This window comes from Vibrio vulnificus CMCP6, assembly GCF_000039765.1.
GTDB lineage: Bacteria > Pseudomonadota > Gammaproteobacteria > Enterobacterales > Vibrionaceae > Vibrio > Vibrio vulnificus_B.
Genome location: NC_004460.2, coordinates 706,548 through 725,812 on the forward strand (window position 1 = coordinate 706,548; position 19,265 = coordinate 725,812).

The 19,265-nt window shown below is 43.0% G+C and carries 12 protein-coding genes and 1 pseudogene; 7 read left to right on the forward strand and 6 right to left on the reverse strand.

Annotated elements, in window-relative coordinates; all coding sequences use genetic code 11:
- Position 1: 1 nt before the first annotated feature.
- Positions 2-1,267: an SMODS domain-containing nucleotidyltransferase gene (locus tag VV1_RS18210; protein ID WP_011081597.1), complete on the reverse strand. Its 1,266-nt coding sequence runs from the start codon at positions 1,265-1,267 to the stop codon at positions 2-4.
- Between the two features lie 592 nt (positions 1,268-1,859).
- Here VV1_RS18210 and VV1_RS18215 point away from each other — a divergent pair.
- The 6 genes from VV1_RS18215 to traI all read left to right on the forward strand — a co-directional run bounded on the left by VV1_RS18215 (position 1,860) and on the right by traI (position 15,197).
- Complete coding sequence (locus VV1_RS18215; protein WP_043921150.1) at positions 1,860-5,669, forward strand: SIR2 family NAD-dependent protein deacylase; 3,810 nt, start codon at positions 1,860-1,862, stop codon at positions 5,667-5,669.
- Positions 5,670-5,904: 235 nt separating this feature from the next.
- Complete coding sequence (gene traD, locus VV1_RS18220) at positions 5,905-7,998, forward strand: type IV conjugative transfer system coupling protein TraD (RefSeq protein WP_011081599.1); 2,094 nt, start codon at positions 5,905-5,907, stop codon at positions 7,996-7,998.
- Between the two features lie 271 nt (positions 7,999-8,269).
- Positions 8,270-8,515: a hypothetical protein gene (locus tag VV1_RS25310; protein WP_232475371.1), complete on the forward strand. Its 246-nt coding sequence runs from the start codon at positions 8,270-8,272 to the stop codon at positions 8,513-8,515.
- 90 nt (positions 8,516-8,605) lie between these two features.
- Positions 8,606-8,956, forward strand: coding sequence for an endonuclease (locus tag VV1_RS25315; RefSeq protein ID WP_011081601.1), 351 nt, complete (start codon positions 8,606-8,608; stop codon positions 8,954-8,956).
- Positions 8,957-9,157: 201 nt separating this feature from the next.
- Complete coding sequence (locus VV1_RS24050) at positions 9,158-9,307, forward strand: Hok/Gef family protein (protein WP_118894345.1); 150 nt, start codon at positions 9,158-9,160, stop codon at positions 9,305-9,307.
- Between the two features lie 103 nt (positions 9,308-9,410).
- Positions 9,411-15,197 (forward strand): conjugative transfer relaxase/helicase TraI, encoded by a 5,787-nt coding sequence (traI, locus tag VV1_RS18230; RefSeq protein ID WP_011081603.1) that lies wholly within the window; start codon positions 9,411-9,413, stop codon positions 15,195-15,197.
- Positions 15,198-15,215: 18 nt separating this feature from the next.
- Here traI and VV1_RS18235 read toward each other — a convergent pair whose 3' ends face one another.
- The 5 genes from VV1_RS18235 to VV1_RS18255 form a co-directional block, all read right to left on the reverse strand.
- Positions 15,216-15,575, reverse strand: a complete 360-nt coding sequence (locus VV1_RS18235; RefSeq protein WP_043921251.1) for a hypothetical protein — start codon at positions 15,573-15,575, stop codon at positions 15,216-15,218.
- Positions 15,576-16,124: 549 nt separating this feature from the next.
- Positions 16,125-16,568, reverse strand: coding sequence for a lytic transglycosylase domain-containing protein (locus VV1_RS18240; protein WP_043921151.1), 444 nt, complete (start codon positions 16,566-16,568; stop codon positions 16,125-16,127).
- Positions 16,569-16,620: 52 nt separating this feature from the next.
- Positions 16,621-16,962 (reverse strand): hypothetical protein, encoded by a 342-nt coding sequence (locus VV1_RS18245; RefSeq protein WP_043921152.1) that lies wholly within the window; start codon positions 16,960-16,962, stop codon positions 16,621-16,623.
- 92 nt (positions 16,963-17,054) lie between these two features.
- Positions 17,055-17,420, reverse strand: a complete 366-nt coding sequence (locus tag VV1_RS18250; protein WP_011081606.1) for a DUF7659 family protein — start codon at positions 17,418-17,420, stop codon at positions 17,055-17,057.
- 3 nt (positions 17,421-17,423) lie between these two features.
- A complete protein-coding gene (locus VV1_RS18255) occupies positions 17,424-17,804 on the reverse strand; it encodes a hypothetical protein (protein WP_011081607.1) in 381 nt (126 codons plus the stop codon).
- A gap of 596 nt (positions 17,805-18,400) precedes the next feature.
- On the opposite strand from VV1_RS18255, the pseudogene VV1_RS18260 reads away from it, so the two are divergent.
- A pseudogene (locus VV1_RS18260) lies at positions 18,401-18,999 on the forward strand (tyrosine-type recombinase/integrase).
- Positions 19,000-19,265: the final 266 nt, after the last annotated feature.

The window sequence follows — 19,265 nt, forward strand, 5'->3', positions numbered from 1 at the left end:
CCTATTCGATTGGGACGGTGATTTCATGTCGTGCTATCACCGTATTGTTGCGGATAGCGTAACACTCAACCGTATGATCGCCATAGAAATTAGCGGTCTCGATACGAGTTTTGCTACCGTCATCATCCATGATTTCACCACGGTGATTCCTCAGCTTGTCAGCCTCATCCCCACGGTTACGCACCTTCCACTTCACCTCATAATCTTCTCCGATGTCGGTTTGTTTTACAAAGAAGTGCAGTTTCCGTTGATGCTGAATTCGCTCCCCAACAAATTTTATTGATGACAACATTCTGGTCATCAGGTCGCTTTTAACCTCACAATCAATGATAATTTGGTTGGTAATATCCAGATCGAACAGTTCCTCGATAAACTGCTCATTAACCGCCGCCGCTTGTTTGGCTTCACGATTAGGAAACTTAGTGCCAAAAATAGCCTTATATCGCTGGTTGCACTTATCCTCATAGCCGCTCTCTCTGGCTTCTATGGCTTCAATGGCATTTTCCAGCGCTATCTGCGCATCAGCTTGGAATGCTTTCTTTATACCGACTTGGGAGTTACTGCCAAATGCGTAGTAGTACGTTTTCTCTGGCTCTTTGGTGAGGTATTGGAAAAAATCTCGCACCATCTTGTCAAAGCTACCGAAACTAGCTTTGTCGTAATCGGTGTTATCTTTGAAGAAGTTGTAGCAGAGAGTATCAATCAGAAAGCCACTCATCTGAATATCGTTTCTGGCCTTCCAAGCACGAATCATTTTCGCAAGCTTACGTAGGTTGTCTTTACGCTCGGTGTTCAACTCCCTAAATGCTTGTAATTCAGCACGAGTGTTACACTTGCGCCATAAGCCGCCGTTATATGTGTCAGGATATTTGAAAACTCCCTGCCATTCGAATACGGGCACCACCTCAAAGGTAAAGTCCTGCATCTCAACTACCACCACGTTGCGGTCTTTTTTTACCTTACTTGTCTTGTATGTCTTCTTGATAGCATCTTTGGCGTGGTCTAGTGCCTTTGATGGGTCTTTGCGGTAGGTAGGCCAAGTGCTAGGTGGGAGTATGTAGAGCATATCAAGGTCAGAAATACCTTGGATTCCAGAGTAACGACCATACGATCCAGCCTGAAGACTGTAACTTGTCTTGTCGTTTTCCAAACCTCGAAACTGTTCATTGAGGTTCTTCGTGATGCTTTCATAGCGACTCGAAATTTTGTTCTTGTTCTTGATCTTCAAGTTGTCCAAAAACACACTGAAATCCCGTCTTACCGTCATATGTCACCCTCATGTAGTTAAGTCCATGTATTACATGGGGGCATTGTTTGGTAAAACAATCCTCCCTATCAATATACTGTGTCTGTGAAGACTGGTAAACACTACATGTGCGATGCGAATAATAAGAGATACCACTATTTGTTGAGTTGTTTATCAATGTAACTTTGCGGTGATTAGAATTCTTTGGGTAAATAAGAAACGCTTGTCTTTGTTCCTGCTTGTCCCGCCGATACACATGAGTTACAACTTTGCTACACCAAAGGCAATCCACGATTAACTAATTTAGAAGATGCTGTAACTCAGTATTATCCAGAACTTTCACAGTTGGCACTTCGTAACTCAGAAGTGCCCCAAAATGCGCTGCCTTACTTCTGCTCCTCGAGTTTACAAACAGCCATTTGACTTAATTTTTCTTATCCGAACAAAGGGCATTTCGTCAGAGCTTTCTAAGCTAAATATGATATTGTAATCATATTAGTGTTCTTAATGCCGCTATTACCAATAGGAGCACTGACACCGCTATTGATGCGATTAATTATCGCTTAAGTCACAACACCTAAAAGTTAGAACTTTAAACACAAAAGGAAACATGATGCGATTCCTCGAAAATGGACCTTCAATACCTGATGAACTCTTATTAGCCAGAGACCAAGGTCGGGTGGTATTTTTTTGTGGTGCAGGTGTTTCAAGAGCAAAAGCGGGATTTGCCGACTTTTTTGGGCTAGCTTCATCTGTAACATCTGAGCTTGGTGTAGAAACCAGCAGCCCTGCCTTGAAGCTTATAGAGGCTGCTAAAGAAATAACCGCTAGTACTGGCGTGGAAGGGGTAGTTTCGGCTGATAGAATATTTGGTTTGCTGGAGCGAGAGTTCTTAACGAGAGATATATATAAATCAGTAGCTAAGGCTCTCACACCTGAGGGAGAAGTTGACCTAAGCGCACATCAAACGATGCTTAAACTAGCTACAACGAACGATGGTATCGTACGTTTGGTAACAACTAACTTTGATCGCTTATTTGATCTTTGCAAACCAGATATAAATACCTTTATGCCCCCAAGACTGCCTGATCTTAATCATCCAATTGATTTTAATGGCACGGTATACCTTCATGGCAAAGTAAACGAGGATGGTACAGGTGCTGCAAGCAACGGCTTTGTCCTCTCAAGTTCTGAATTTGGTGATGCTTACTTGGCTAATGGTTGGGCTACCTCATTTGTCAAAGGGATATTGGAAAAATATGTCGTAGTTTTTGTCGGTTATTCTGCGGACGATCCGCCAATTCAGTATTTGTTAGAAGCACTCAATAAAAGCTCAAGCCATCTCAACGATATATACGCATTTCAATCTGGTGATGAAAGTTACGCTAGCTCAAAGTGGCACCATAAAGGGGTAAAAGCGATTGCGTATGACGATACAAATGGACATATCGCGCTTTGGAACACTTTGGAATCTTGGGCCGAGCGGGCTTCTGATCCGGATGCATGGTATCAAGGAATAATCACAAAAGCTGGAATGGGGCCTCACCTCTTACTGCCCTTTGAACGCGGTCAGATTGCACATATTGTTTCTACAACCGAAGGAGCCAAAAAGTTTGCTAATAGTGAAATACTAGCTCCTGCCACTTGGCTTCATGTGTTTGATCCTGAATTGAGATATGAAACTCCTCGTAAAAATTTATCCGGTGCAGAAAACCTAACTGAGATGGTAGACCCATTTCACTTTTACTCTCTGGATTCGGATCATACACCACAGCATGTTGACCCTAATGACTTTTATAACAAACGTGAAGTTCCCACAGGAGCATGGGATGCTTTTGAGTTTAACTCACAAGACATTAAAGGAACACAAGACCAACGTTCTATAAGATTTAGAGGGGATGATTCCAGTTCCCCTCAGTTTTCAACCCTGCCTCAAAGGCTCAACGCATTAACATATTGGTTGAGCAGAGTGGCGGAACAGCCAGAAGTAATCTGGTGGGTTACGAAGCAGCAATGTCTTCATCCTTGGGTTCAGTTTGTACTTAAGTCAGAATGTGAGCGTCGTTCTAAAGATATGGATAGTACACTCAATGAGGCATGGAGCTATGTTTTGGATGGCTTTGAACAAACTGATAAAGGAGGACACCGCGATTGGTTTACTCTGGAAAGAGCAATAAAGAATAATGGCTGGTGTCCCAGAAAATTACGGCAATTTGAAAAGGTAACGAAACCATTCATCAAGGTCTCGCCGCCTTTCCGCACCCCGAATGAGATCAACTGGGAGCAGATTAGTTTAAAAGACTTAATTCATTTAGATGTCCATTACTCAGAACTACCAAGAAGGCTAGAAATTCCTGATGAGTGGATAATTCGTACCGTTGAAGTCCTGAGACGTAATCTAGAGCTTGCTGTTGAACTAGAAAAAGAAATAGGAGGATATGGCCTGAGCCTGAGTTGTTCGTTAACACCCGAGAAGAAAACAGAGGATTCGTATAGTCGAACTTACGGTCTATCTGCATGGGTATTGCTGTTTGTTTCTTACTTAGAGAAATTAGTTTTGATTGACCTTGATGCTGCTCGGAAGGAGCTTTCAAGGTGGCCATGCGATGACAGTACTATCTTTGCAAGGTTAAAGATTTGGGCGTTAGGGAAAACCAATCTTGTGCCTAATGAAAGTATTATTACTACTTTAAATCAACTTTCAGACGAAGCATTTTGGGATAGTTATCATGCTAGAGACTTGCTTCTAGCTTTCGTAGCTAGATGGAAAGAACTCGACCAATGTCGCCGTTCCACAATAGAAAATAGAATATTGCAAGGACCTAAACTTTGGAAAACCAAAGATGAAAGTAGATTTAAGGAACAGAAAGCGAGAAATATTCTGGATAGAGTAACTTGGCTTAAACAAAATGGTTGTGAGTTAACAATAGCAACGGATAAGTTAGTTGATAGGCTAAGAGATGATGCGCCGGAATGGAAGCCTGAGCATGCAAAAGATGCAGCGTGCTCTTTTGAAGTTCGCGGCGGTATTGTAACCAAAAATACAGACTATTCTTTGTTAGCAGATGAACCAATAGACTCAATCCTTGAAAGAGCATATGAATTATCTGGTAGACAAGCTGATTTTTTGATTGATGAAGACCCATTTCTAGGTTTATCACAAGAAAAACCGATTCGAGCTTTCAGCGCTTTAACTTGTTCGGCAAAAAAGGGAAACATTGTGGACTGGGCTTGGGATACTTTCCTTTATGCTGAAGCCCGTAAGAATGATAAACCCCGATTTATGGTGTTAATTGCAGAGCGTTTGTCTGGTTTTACCAGTAATGACTTGGCAAAAATACTTCGTTCAGTATCAAGCTGGTTTGAGCAGTCTACTAGCGTACTTGCTGGTAATTATTATGCTACATACTATAAATTAGCGTTTAAATTAGTTGATGCAATGTCGATACAACCTGCTAACGGTGAATCTTCAATAATACGAGGTAGTAAAGCTCCTGATTGGGCCATGGAGTCAATAAACTCACCAACTGGAAACTTAACCAGTGCCATACTGAAATCACAGTATGGCCGTACTTTTGAATCTGGAGAGTGCTTCACTGGGGATTTATTGTTATTACTCAACCAATTATTAGCTTTACCTAATGATTTACATCGTTACGCAATGGTTATACTTAGCCGCAGTTTAAGTTGGTGCTTTTGGGTTGATCCTGACTGGACTCAACGTAACTTGCTTTCTACCTTAAACTCTTCTTCCAGAGAAGATCGTCAGGCATTTTGGGCTGGTGTTTTATGGGGAGAAGTTCGCGGGAAAGAACTATTCACCATTTTGAAGCCAAGTATTCTGGAATTGGCATATTCAGGAGAAGTTGAAACCCGAGGTCATCAGGATGCTATTGTGGGATTAATTTTCTCAGCTTGGAAAATTAAGGATGAGGATAAAAGGTGGGTATCTGATCTTGAATTAAAAGAAGTATTAATTAAAGCAAGTGATGGCTTTAGGTGTGGAATATTATGGCAAGCTAGGCATGGAGAGAGTGAAGACAAAGAGCATTGGTTACTAGCATTCAGAGAACTTATCTCAAATGTTTGGCCAAAACAGCTTGCTGCTAAATCCCCCGCTGTATCAGAACGCCTTTGTGATATCGCATTTTGGTCGGAAGAACACTTCCCTGAAATTGTAAACCTAATCACTCCGTTCTTAACGAAATTCGAACGTGCTAACCACATCTACCTGAATGATGACAACGTACTTAAAAAATATCCTAATGATCTATTGTTACTCCTGAACATTGTATTACCTGATGATGTTAACAAATGGCCTTACGGCATTGGGGACTATTTAGAGCAAATGATAGAAGCTAATAGTGAGTTAGGTGATGATGAACGCTTTATCGAACTCAAAAGAAAATGGGATGCAAGGTGAGCCAATTTTAACAAATATTTGAGATTTTAAGTTACTTTTTCTTATCTGAGTAAGGCGCGTTAGAGCGATATACCTAACGCGTTTTTGTCCAGAACCTTCATAGACTGAATTTTACCCTTGGGGCTTTCTAGCTCGAAAGCCCCCCTTTCTTTGTTAGTGCTTTACTCATTCATATCTTATTTACCTGAATTTAAACTACTCCACCTTACTCTCTTTTTACTAAAAAGGAGCATTTATGCACACGCCTACACGCAAGAAAAGCAACCACTTTACTCGTGGAGGACAAGTGACCTTTCACGCCATTACCATGTTCTTTCAAGTGAACAATAAACTTGTGAAATTCATTGGTTGGGGCGTAGTTGCGCTCACTTTGTTACTGACGCACCTAAATTCCCCTCCTAATGCTTTGTGGGGCGAATTTTATTACTTCCGTAATGTTCTATATGCAAAGCTAGGGAAGCCTCTCGATAGCCCTGTCACCACCATTTGGGAAGGTGAGCGCTACACCGACACCCTCGCCTATCAACTGCAAAACTCTGTTCTCCTCGATATCCACGCCACCATTTGGCACAACGTTCAAATCTACTTTCTGATTGCTTTAGTGATAGGCATGGCCATCTTCATGATCGCCTTACGCTTTTTTAAAGAGCAAGGCGAAAAACAGAGTGAAGATATTCATATCCGAGGCTTTCGCTTAGCCCCGCCAGAAGCCATCACCAAAAAGCTCAAAGCACGAGCAAAAGCCAAGAAGAAACGAGGCTATGGGGATGGGTCAATATCGAGTTTTAAAATCGATGGTCATGCGCTTTTAAAGCAGTACTTCGAAGTTCAGCACTTACTCATTGATGGCACCACAGGGGCGGGAAAATCCATCATGATCCGCAAACTGGTGCGTTGGATACGCGCTCAGGGCGATAAAGCCATCATCTACGATAAGGGATGCACCTTTACTAGTAAATTCTACAACCCAGCGACCGACGTTCTCCTCAACCCCTTTGATAAACGCTGCGCTAACTGGGATGTATGGAGTGATGCCATCGAGGCGCCGGATTTTGAAAACATGGCCGCCGCATTAATCCCTCAACATGGTGAAGGCGACCCGTTCTGGGTCGATTCTGCCAGAACAATCTTTTCCTCTACCGCTTATCGCATGAGTCAAGATAACAAACCTTGCACCACTGAGCGATTACTCAGTTTGATCTTAACTTCTGAGCTGGAAACACTTGGCAACTTCTTAGAAGGTACAGAGTCCGCTTCTCTTGTCTCAACGGACATTAAGAAAACCGCGATTTCCATCAAATCGGTATTGGCCACTTACATCAAAAGCCTGCGCTTTTTGGATGGTCTTAATCACCAAGAGCGCCCTGATAAGCTCAGACAAAAGTTTTCAATCACAAACTGGGTTCAAGACGATAACCAAAAAGGCTTTTTGTTTCTCTCCAGTAATGCGCAGCAACATGCTTCACTAAGACCACTGATATCGATGTGGTTAGCCATTGCTTCCAATGCCATTTTAGGACTGAAAGAAGACGAAGAACGTCGTATCTGGGTCATTATGGATGAAATGCCAAGCTTGCATAAGTTGCCTGAGCTGGGCTCTATCATTGCCGAAGTTCGTAAGTTTGGGGGATGCTATCTGATTGGTATCCAGTCGTATGCGCAGCTCGTCAAAACCTATGGTAAGAATGCCGCTGAAGAGATGTTTGATTTACTTAACACACGCTTCTTCTTTCGAGCCCCGTCTGAGCCTATGGCGCGTATCTCTGCTAAAGACTTGGGTGAACAAGAAGTCGATGTCTCAAAAGAAAATGTCTCTTACGGCGCAAATACCTTGCGTGACGGTGTCTCTCTTGGCCACCAAACCATTACACGCCCTGTCGTATCTGCTAGTGAAATCCAAGCCTTAGATGACCTGCAATGTTATCTGCGCTCTCCTGGCATTGATCTTATCACTAGGCTCGACCTAGAATTCGACAAAATGAGTGACATTTGTCCAGCGTTTGATAAACGCACCATTGTACTTTCATCCGCAATGAGCAAAGTATATGAACAGGCAATTTACCATGAATGTGTTGCGCCTGGCTTATACCTGAACGAAGAAGATCGTCATAAGCTAACGGATGCTCAAGAGACGAACTTTGAAAACGAAGAGCAGATGAAAGCAGAAACCGTTCACATTCAACAAGCGATAAAAAGCGAGACAGTGAGCGAGCTGGTCAACCAATATCCACAACTCAAACAGGAGCAAGCCTATCAAGAGGAAGCTCAGCGCAATATTGAAGAAGCCGCCATTTCTCAAGAAGCCGAAATAGGAGAAGTTTACGACTAGGTTTCCTTTACTGCTAACAAGGATTAAACAATAACAGACACCCAAGACCTTCACCCCTTTCAAAAGCAGGCCTGAGCCAGGTTATTCAAGGAAAAAGCCCACAAAAGAGCAAAGCGAGCTGAAAAAAATTCGAGATCGCATTGAGCAAATTGAAGAGTAACAAGCTTGGGAAGCCCTTTGGGGAAAAGATACACTTTAAGAGTGAAAACAACGTATGACGACAAGACATATCTTCGGAATGTGTTTACTGGTTATCGTCTCGGGAGCCTGTGTGGCAGAACCACTCGGCAATACCAGCATTACCTCTTTCAACACCGCCAAGAAGATCGTGCAACAGCATGTGTACACCACCACAGAGCTGCGTAAAACGCTCTATTCCGATGCCACATTTAACGCGAAAAAAGACGTCTCGCTCCCTGGTGGGTTTAAGACAACTCAATACAAAAATCGATTGAAACGCTGGGAAGCCGAGCACGTTGTACCCGCTGAAAACTTTGGCCAAACCTTTATTGAATAGCACGAAGGACACGCCCAATGCGTCAATAGGAAAGCAAAAGCCTTTAAAGGCCGTAAGTGGGCAGAAAAGGTCAATACCGAGTAGCATCTGATGCCATCGGTTCTGTATAACCTCTACCCTGCAATTGGCAGTGTCAATGCGGCAAGGCAAAACTACAACTTCACATTGCTGCCCCATGCAAGGTCCAGCTTTGGTCAATGCGATGTGCCTATTGATGGTAGGAAAGTGCAGCCGCCTGAGCAGGCACGTGGCGCGATTGCTCGCACATACTTATATTTTGAAGCGCTCTACCCTCGATACTCGATGAGTAAAGCGCAAAGGCAGTTAATGCAAGCTTGGGACAAACAATACCCAACAACGAAAGTGGAGTGTCAGCGAGCTCAACGAATAAAACAACAACAAGGCAATGCCAATCCTATCCTTGCCGAACGTTGTAATTAACCTTCTCCCCTTAAACAATCACCAGAGTAGCCATCCCTCTGCATTTTGTTACAATGCTCCTGGGCGCTTAGACATACCCATGTCGAAGCGTTAGCCAAAACATGGATATGAAAAAGCCCCGAATGAACTATAAATTCAAACGAGGCCTTTACCATGTATAAGCAACTTGATAATAGCCTCTTACTTCATAGGAGGCAAGTTATGCCTAAAAAAACGGCTCTCGCAGCCTTAGTCGTGGTCTGCATCACGGCGGTCATTCTCACTGCACTTTATACCGGTTCGCTCTGCGATATCCGATACAAAGATCAGCAAAATGACTTAAGCATTAAACTTGCCTACGAAGTAAGATAAGGTCAAAGGGCAAGAGCTTGCTCTTGTCCTTTCCTTTATCTCTTTGTGAACTTGGTTTCTAAGCGCCCCTACTCTTGGTGGTTCCCGTAAAGGAAACACCACAATGATGTCAATCAGCCCTTTAAGATCTCCCTCTAACGCTGCTCAATACTACTTAAACGAAGAAAACACCCAAGACCTACCGGACACCTCTCTCGAAAAAGACGCTAGCGACAACTATTACCTCAAGGAAAAACAACAAGGTGAAAACACCTTTTGGCATGGAAAATTAGCACAAGAAGCAGGATTGCTTGGTAAACCTGTAGAACAAAAAACCTTAGAGACTATCCTTTCTGGCACACTCAATGATGAAACCATTAAGGGCAAGCGAGAAGACCATAAAAGTGGATTCGATCTCACTTTTTCTGCTCCTAAAAACGCCAGTATACTCGCATTGGTCGGTGGGGATTCACGTCTGATTGAAGCGCACAACAACGCGGTGAAATTTGCCCTCTCAGAGTTAGAGAAGGACGTAGCTCAGGCCACGCACACCAACGAAGCTGGCGAACGCGAGTTTCACAATACTCAGTCCATGATTTTTGCGGTCGTTCGTCATAAAACCAGTCGCAACAACGATCCACAAGTTCACTCCCATGCCCTCGCTGCCAATATGACCCGAGATCAGGAAGGCAACTTACGTACACTCGCGTCTAACTTAAAACAGAAAGGCGGCGTCATTAATGGCAGTGGCGAGCGCATCTATAACTTTCAGAAGTATTACACTGCCCTTTACCAAAGCCAGTTCGCCAGAGAATCCGAAGAATTGGGTTTCCAAACAAAAGGACTCGGTAACGCTCAATTTGATATCGATGGCGTCCCGGAGTCATTACATAAAGCGTTCTCAACACGCAAACAGCAAATTGACCAACAGGTAATGGAGTTTGGCCATGATACCCAAGCAAGTAGAGACACCGCAGCCCTTGATACCCGACAGAGAAAAACTTACCACAGCGATTCGACCTTAAACCACAAATGGCAACAAACCGTAAAAGGTGAAGGTTTTGACCCTGCCCTTTTGGTCAAACAAAGCCAAGCAATGCCTCAAAAAGGCGGCCATGCCATGCAGCAAGCCCATGAAGCGTTTTCACATGCAATGACGCACTTGGGGCAGTACTCAACCTCATTGAGCCTTGAGAAAGTGATTGAGGTCGCGGCCTCAGACTTTACTAAAGGAACACAGCAAGCCAATGCGATTGATTTAAAGCAAGTCGCCGACGAGTGGATAAAAAACGGCCAGCTTGTACCACTGGCTGAGAAAGGACACTACACCTCCCAAACGATGCTGAAAAACGAAAAAGCACTCATGGACATCACTAAGGGACGGACTCATAACATGCGCACTAATATCGATGAACCGACCCTAAACCGTCTCAATATTGCCCAAGATAATCGCCAAAAAGTGGCCGACCTTTATGGCTCAACCAAACAGTTTCACGTGGTCAACGTATTTGGTTCTTCCGAGCAAATCGCGCAAAACCTACTTAACGCAGGCAACCACAGTGGTAAGCGAGTACAGCTTGTCTCTCAAAACACCCAACACCACCGCCATAATCAACAAAACATCCCCCGAGAAAGCCACACCTTTGTCACTTGGGTTAAGCATTTATTTCAAGACGATCAGCGTCATACCTTACAAGGTCTACTTGATTCTAAGCACCCGCTGACCAACAAGGACATTATTTTAGTCGATAACGCAAACAAAATGAGTGCGAATGAACTGCTCTCACTCAGTGAAAAAGCCGGTAACAGCAACAGTAAAGTTATCTTACTTAACCGTGTCTCAAACCGCCAAGGCATGAAAGCGCACAGCGCTATCGACCTTTACAGTAAAGGAAATGTCACGACGCACACCTGGGTCAACAGCAAACAAGCGGATAGCGTCGTGCGACTGCATAATCGAGAGGATCACAACATCGCTCTCACTTACGCCGACTTGCCCGACAAAACCAATGCTCAAGTATTGGCAACCTCTGGAGTCGAACAACGGCGATTAACCAATGAGATACGCGCCGCTTTGAAGAACGATGGCCAACTCTCACGCACCAGTGTCACTGTCTTCACCCAGCAACCTCATTACCTTTCAAAGCCACAACAACAATTTGCAAAGCATTACCAATCCGGTATGACCCTCAGACAATGGGATAAGGGAAAACCTCACGACTTCGTGATCGCCAGTGTCGATAAAGCCTCTAACACCCTAGAGGTTTTGAGCAAAACGGACGGTAAAGCAAGCACTTTTGACCCTTCGTCTAAAGCGTTTCAATCTATGAACATGCAATTGTACAAACCAGACGCCCTTGAGATCTCTCAAGGTGAACGTATTCTGGCCACAAATAAGCACTTTCCTTCTCAGCTCGAAGCTGGACACCATTACCTTGTCACGTCCATCACTAAAAACTCATTAACGCTAACCAATCAACAAGGACAATCAAGTACGCTCCCTCTAGATAAATTGAAAGACGCGCCACTCACGTATGACTATGCTCACTCAGCTAATCACTTTGAGCCCAGAGAACATACCTTACTGTCGGGAAAAGCCTTTACGCTCTCTAAAGCATTACTCAATGACCTAACAGAGAGCAGTGCTCGCTTAGACATTTTCACAGACCATCCTGAGAAAGCGCAACAAGCTCTAGAAAAAGCAGAAGTTCGCCCCTCAGCCATCGAACGAGTCCTGCACACTCAGCACATCAATGATCGCTATCTCTCTGAAGCCACAGAGTCTACCCTCAGACACGATATTGAACACGCCATTGGTGTACTCGCGAAAGAGCAACACGCGCCTGTTTCACAGAAAGCAGTCGATTTCGCCCTAAACCACCTGTCAGAAAAAGAGGCCGGATTTACTCAAAAAGAGCTAGTGATTGAAGCGGTACGTTTTGCTTTTGAGGAAACCAATAGCCCCATCACCAAAGCGCACATTGAGGCCGAGCTGGCGGAGCGCAGTGACACCCTTTCTGCAGAATACAGTGACGGTACACGTTGGACGACAGAGGCAGCCATCGAAACCGAGAAGCATATCCTTAGTAATATTGAACAAGGTAAGGGGCAACACTCCCCTTTTGCCACCTCAAAACAGGTACATTCCTACCTTGAGGCTCAATCTTGTCTCACTCATGGTCAAAAAAATTCAATTCATCTGATCTCCACCACAAAAGACAGCTTTGTGGCCATACAAGGTTTAGCCGGTACGGGTAAGTCCACAATGCTCGAAACCAACATCGAACTCATCGCCCAAGCGGGAAAAAACCAACCTGATCAAATTATTGGTCTTGCCCCCACTCACTCAGCTGTCGGGGAATTGGAAAGTAAAGGTGTCAAAGCGCAAACACTGGAGAGCTTACTCACCGATATTCGCCAGGGCCGTGCCTCACCAGAAGACTATAAAAACACCTTATTCTTTCTGGATGAGAGTTCGATGGTCAGCAATAAACAAGCGAAGGAGCTCACTGACTTGGTACTGCAAAGCCAATCTAAAGCTGTGTTATTAGGTGATAAAGAGCAGCTACTGTCTCTGAATGCGGGTAAGCCGTTCGAGCTGGCCATGACAAAAGGCATCATCGATACCGCGCAGATCATCGAGTCAGAGCAAATGACCGACATCATTCGTCAGCGCAACAAAGCAACATTAGGTGCAGTGCACAACATTCTCGATAAACAACCCGACAGTGCGCTCGACAAACTCAGTCAACAAGGCGCGGATAAACAAGGAAAAACGCAACATGTCATTTCAACACTTACCGATAACCCTCAAGACCCTCGAAAAGCGCAGCAAATCGCGACTGAGAAGCTTCCTTATGAAGTCGCACAAGATTACCTATCACGTACTCAAGAAACGCGCGAAAATACGCTTATCATTGCTTACACGAACAACGAGCGAGATGCCATCACTGAACACATTCGCCACGGCTTAATAAAAAAGAACGAGTTAGGCAAAGAAAATGTCATTGTGCCAAGACTTCGTTCTATCGGCGCCAGTGGCGAAGAGCTCAAAACGATGATGCCGTACCAAAAAGGGCTTGTGCTCAGTACCAAGCCAGGGCAATACGGAACCATCACCAAAGTCGATTCTGAACATGGTGTGGTCGTGGTAAAGAGCCACGAGACAGGGAAAGAAAGCGCCTTTTTACCAAGGCATCGCGATCATAAGTTTACTGCTCTGTTTTCGGTTTCGCATAAACCGTTATCAACAGGCGATAAGATCATCACCCGCTTTACAGACAAAACTCGCGGCATTAAGGCCAACGTCGTGCACCACATTGTTCAAGCCGACAATAACGCCGTGATTGCCCAATCCAAAAATGGACAATCACTCACGATCGATCCCGAAAAAATTAAGGATGGCCATTGGGATTACGCCTATACCCGAACCGCAGATATGGCGCAAGGTGCCACGTACCAAAACGTCATTACCTCTATCAAAGGGAAAGGTGCTCTAACTAACCTAAGACGTGCTTATATCGATTTAACAAGGGCAAGTGAACACGTCAGACTCTACACCGATAACCCCAAACAGATGATGAAGAGCTGGTTATCCAAAGAGGTCAACAAAGCCAGTGCGATTGAAACCGTTAAGCACATCGCCCCTCAATCGACCACGTATTTTAATGGCAACGCGCTTCCTCATGAAGACGTTCGTTATCAAAACAAAAATGGCGATTTCGATTACGACAAATTCAGAGAGCACATCAACTCTGAGTTACCAAAATACACAGAAAGCCTCGCCATCCACCTATTAGGAGCGCCTAACAAATCGAAATCCGATCGAGACTATTTAACGTTTGGTACGGGCAAGTCCGCCATTAAAGTCAGTTTAACGGGGGACTATCGCGGTTATTTCAAAGATTACACAACAGGAGAAAAAGGCTCGCTGATTAATCTAATGATGAGTCATAAAGACCTCAGTTACAAAGAGGCGATGAACGAGGCTCATCACCTCTTAAATAATCCTGAACACTATCAAGTTGCAATTAACAAGGATCACGACAAGCTTATGAATACAACACCAAAACACATTGCTCAATTTGAACAACGATCGAAAGATTATTTACAAGAAAGCCAAGAGCTAAAAGGAACATTAGCTGAGCAATACCTCCATAAGTTAGGTGTTAAAAACGCTGAGAACGACAACGTTCGTTTCCATCCCGCAGTTTACTCGTCAGAAGATAAAGCGTTCCACCCTGCTATGATTGCAAACATTCACAACCAGAAAGGAGAAACACGAGCGATTGAAATTACCTATCTTGACCATGATGCTAATAAAGACAGTGATATGGATGTGAACCCAAGAGTATTAGGGACCAAATCGAAGCAAATGACTCTCTTTAACCAAGGACAGGATTTAAACACAACGATTATTAGTACGGGCATTGAGCAGTCGTTCATAATAAATGAGCATACTCACGGCCAATATGACATCATCAATGTCAATCATAAAAATGACATTCAAAATATAACGCCTGACGAAATACGACAAAATGTCATTATTGTGTTGACCAATCAAAACTTAGATATCAACTCAAACAACATGGAGAAGATCATTAAAAAATTCTCTTCTCCTAATATTAACTTTGTTACCGAAGAAGATATGCTCAAGCAAATCACTGAGTGCATTCATAAATTTGAAGGACAGGATAAAGACATCAACCTCAATATTGCCATTGATGATAGTGTGTTGAAACAGCCTAATAGTGACCATAAAGATGTTATTTCGTCTATACATAATGAGCGAGAGAGTAAAGAATTAGAGCACTTTGATCATAAAGAACATTCACCTCAACAAGATATTGACTTAAATAAAGCTCAAGACGTAGACAAACATCTAGATTTAGACAGAGAGTTAGAACGATAAAAAAGGGTAGCCATTAGGCTACCCTTTTTTTTTGCCTTCAAGAAATGAATCCACCTGATTATCAATATCGGCTTTAACTTGGCGCCTAACGGGTTGAGACTCTTTTTGATCTTTAAATAACTTCTCACCATTAAATGTCTGACCATGAATAACATCCCCTATCGCAGAGGACTGGCGAACAACCCGATAAATCTCCTCCATCAGCTCTCTGTTTGAAGGACGGCCTTCATCACTATCATTCAGCTTGATCCGTAAAGCCAAAGTCAAAAGCTGCCGAGTAGCTTCGGCATCCGAAAGGTTTTCTCTGTCTCTGAATTTGATGAAATCTTGCTTTAATTGACCTCGTAATGAGCTCTGTAATGGGTAAGCACGACTCATATTTTCCACCATTTTCCATCATTGAAATTCATTACACTATCAATGGATTTTCAATGAATCAAATTCAACCTCTAGAGCTTGAAGGCATACCACAAAAGGGATAAATAAAAATTCAATGAACTTTAAATTAAAAATCATTGAATCAGCTTGTATCCCTTACCATTAAAAGGATAAATGACATGTCAATTAAACTACATAGAATTCAATTGATAAAAATGATTAATTTTAGTGGAAAATTTGAAAATTTTTTCACCATTCAAGACTAAGCACCAAAGCAAACTATCTCATTGTTTTTAAAGTCTTTATCTTTTCTACAGACAACCATTCGGATTGAAAATCAATCCGCCGTGGGGTGTGGTTCCTACTCAAAGACCCTACGACGCTAACAATGATCACTCATCGGTTAACCATCTTGAGCGGAGGGGTTGCAGCCAGTGCGAAGCTAAAAGCCGATCGGTGGCGATTGAATCGGAGAGAACAAGCAACATGTGCCAGGCTTGGAAAGGAGATCAGGAAGATGTCAATTGCACCACAATGGTGCAAGGTGTGTTATTTGAAGTTTGGAGAAAAATAAACGGCTTGAACTTTTTGGATGTATATTCTTCGGGCGCTCTCGGTGCGTTTAGAAAATCCTGCATTATACGCACCGACACTGTTCCAGTTATAACCATGACTAGCAAAGTTAGACGCTAATACCCAAGCACCAAGCGATACATTAAAACACGGCTCGTAAACATTGGACTCATCGACATTAAATTCAGCAAGTTTAGGAAACCAAGACGAATTAATTTGCATCAATCCATAATCACGACTTATTATTTCACCATTTTGATTTTTGTTTTCGTTGTAAGCGTTGGATCTAAGACTGCTTTCTACTTGCGCAATAGCTCTAAGTAAATCAGGTGATACGTTATAATGCTGTCCGGCCTCTTCAAAACAAAAGGCCGAAACCGCACTAGGAAAAATAAGCAATAGTAAGCATGTTTTTTTCATAAGCAAAAAATGGAGTCCGTCAGGACTCTATTCTATCGTATATTTTAAGAGATTAATATTCACTAGGCAGCAAAACCGTGGTAACACTTCTATCTCTTTCTGTAATGACCCAAATACGCTCACCACATAACTTATATTTAGATAAAACACGTTCACCTGTTTTGGTAGCTTCATCGTTCGTTATTTTATCATCAATACAGATAGAGCCCCAGTCACCATTTTTATGGCGAGTAAGTGCAATAAACAAACTACCCTGTGAACCACTGTTATTTTCTATTATATCAGCTACACCTTGTGTCATTACCGTTTTTCCAAGCTCAAACGGAACAGCCGTACACACATAATTTTGCGCTTTTAAATCTTTTTGATTTAGAGTATTCTTTAATGCGTTCATTTTTAAGTTTCCTATAGTTTATAATTGAACATGCCTTAGCGAATTTTTGCTGAGCGTTAAGGATTTTTATTTCTGGTTTATTCGTAGTACGTTCACCACTGTCTATACACTTGATAAATGTCGTCGTATGAATAACCATACTCTTCGAGATTTTCTACACAGTCGGTAATATCATTGGTATAAAAACACTCGTGATTAGAGAGTTCACGACGAATAATTGTCTCCTTGCCATTTTCGGCAATGTCTTGCTTAATCCCTTCTTTTTGAATTTCATCTAAACGCTCAATCAATTTTTTAGCGTTATTCTTAGGCACAATCATTCCCATGCCGAGAGAGACATACTCAACGCCTTTTTTCTTAGCTGAATCGAACTGATTATTAGAAAACGCGAAGAACGCGCCTAGCTCATCAAATAAATCGGTTTGTGGTTGTTGGGTGTAATCTGATAGATATTTCATAGCTTAAGCCTCAACATTAAAATTAATGGTGGTATCTATTAATGTGGCGGAAAGTGCTTTTGCAATTGCGCCACACTCTTGTTTAATTGCAGATATTGAAAGCTGTGAGGATAGAAAGTTCTTAACGTGTTTCTCATTACCATTTGACTCAATAGCCATGACTTGAAAGCCCGCCTCCCACTGCTCACGCGGCGTATCCCATGAACCAAAGTGCTCCCCACGAACGACCACACTGACCACCTTTGATGGGTCAAGATAAGCCGGTAACTGCTGAAGAAAATGACAAGAGATATCATTTTTTGGTGAGCTTTCGTGCCCAGCGGCGAAACGCTGGTCGCTGACCTTCGATTTAGAGAGAGTTGGGGTTGAGTGTCGTTGTGCCATAAGGAGTTTCCTTCTGTTTGAGTATCACTTTTATGGAGCCGCTTGGCTGCCCCATTCCTCAAACAGGGTTCTTCTTTGCAAGGGCGCTCAGCGGCTTCGCCCTACCTTGCAAAGAGGGTTCTGGGTGAGGATGGTTTACAGCCTGCGAGCGCCATCAAATGATGCGAGTTGAAAGGAAAATCGGCACATAAGACACCGAGCCCTTACTCGAACTTAATCGAAGTCAGTGAAAGGTTTTACGTGAGGAGGTACGAGGCGCAGCTACGCAGTAACGAAGGCGCTGGGTGATTGTCCGCAGGAACTTAGAGCCACATCGAGCTTGCTCGATGAACATGGATCAAGTTATCGAGGGAGGAGCGTAGCAACGGAATGAACCGACCGGAGGGAGAACGCCAATAATAATGCTTACATGCAAAATTGCTATGTGACACTAAATTTAAACGGACATAACTTCTAAGCTATTTTTGCCCCAAAGTCTATTAGTTCAAATACTCTATACCTTTTCAAACTTGCTACGCATCATTAGAAAAAATTATCTGAAATCACGGTTTCTAAAATTAATAGGTCACTCAAGTAAGTAACCATGGAGGTGATGTATGGTGACTGTTAATACAAAGAAACGGATATTAGGACAGAAGAAGCCCTTTAAGCTTGAAGATATCTGGCGGATTCGAACGCATTTAGAAATTGAAGGTAACCTTATGGAGTTGGCACTATTAAACCTTGCCATAGACTGTAAGTTACGTTCGTGTGATTTACTCAGATTGCGGGTTTGTGATGTATCCTCTTCTGGCATCATTATGACGAGAGTTTTACTGACTCAAAGTAAAACATCGCGAGATGTGCAATTTGAAATCACATCCAAAACCCAGCACGCACTCAGTCAATGGTTATTTGTGAGTCAGTTATCACCCCAAGACTTTTAATTCCTAGTCCCAGGCGTGAAGGAGTACCAATGAGTTATTCCTATTACGCCAGCATTATTAAACGATGGGCAAGTACGCTTGGCTTGGATTCTACTCATTATGGTACTTACTCTATGCGCAGGACTAAGGCCACACCTATCTATGCGAAGACAAAGAATATTAGAGCGGTACAATTGCTGTTAGGGCACGTTAAGCTCGATAACACCATCCGTTATCTAGGGGTAGAAATCGAAGATGCGCTCAAAATTTCAGAAGATACTGATATCTAGCTAAGTATTGGTTCGATGTGGCTGTGGACTGGCTAAACATATCTGCCTCGATTGGTCCCCTGATGCCGAGTGTTTTAACTTTGCTACCAACCTATCAGGTGCGCAATATTTACACAGAGTCACCCTCGATTCTTACTCGATATCGAAATATGAGACCAGTTTTTGGATATGGAGTAGATGCGCCAGATTAATCAACTGCCGCCCACAATGACCTATTTTATTAGCATGATCCCGATGAACGATTCTCGTAAGATCTTGAGTGAGCG

What these genes read in the sequence shown, in the direction of transcription:
- VV1_RS18245 (WP_043921152.1), bottom strand. Translation starts at nt 16,962, where the DNA reads ATGAACGCATTAAAGAATACTCTAAATCAAAAAGATTTAAAAGCGCAA.
- VV1_RS18210 (WP_011081597.1), bottom strand. Translation starts at nt 1,267, where the DNA reads ATGACGGTAAGACGGGATTTCAGTGTGTTTTTGGACAACTTGAAGATC.
- VV1_RS18215 (WP_043921150.1), top strand. Translation starts at nt 1,860, where the DNA reads ATGCGATTCCTCGAAAATGGACCTTCAATACCTGATGAACTCTTATTA.
- VV1_RS25315 (WP_011081601.1), top strand. Translation starts at nt 8,606, where the DNA reads ATGCCATCGGTTCTGTATAACCTCTACCCTGCAATTGGCAGTGTCAAT.
- VV1_RS24050 (WP_118894345.1), top strand. Translation starts at nt 9,158, where the DNA reads ATGCCTAAAAAAACGGCTCTCGCAGCCTTAGTCGTGGTCTGCATCACG.
- VV1_RS18235 (WP_043921251.1), bottom strand. Translation starts at nt 15,575, where the DNA reads ATGAGTCGTGCTTACCCATTACAGAGCTCATTACGAGGTCAATTAAAG.
- traI (WP_011081603.1), top strand. Translation starts at nt 9,411, where the DNA reads ATGATGTCAATCAGCCCTTTAAGATCTCCCTCTAACGCTGCTCAATAC.
- traD (WP_011081599.1), top strand. Translation starts at nt 5,905, where the DNA reads ATGCACACGCCTACACGCAAGAAAAGCAACCACTTTACTCGTGGAGGA.
- VV1_RS18240 (WP_043921151.1), bottom strand. Translation starts at nt 16,568, where the DNA reads ATGAAAAAAACATGCTTACTATTGCTTATTTTTCCTAGTGCGGTTTCG.
- VV1_RS18255 (WP_011081607.1), bottom strand. Translation starts at nt 17,804, where the DNA reads ATGGCACAACGACACTCAACCCCAACTCTCTCTAAATCGAAGGTCAGC.
- VV1_RS18250 (WP_011081606.1), bottom strand. Translation starts at nt 17,420, where the DNA reads ATGAAATATCTATCAGATTACACCCAACAACCACAAACCGATTTATTT.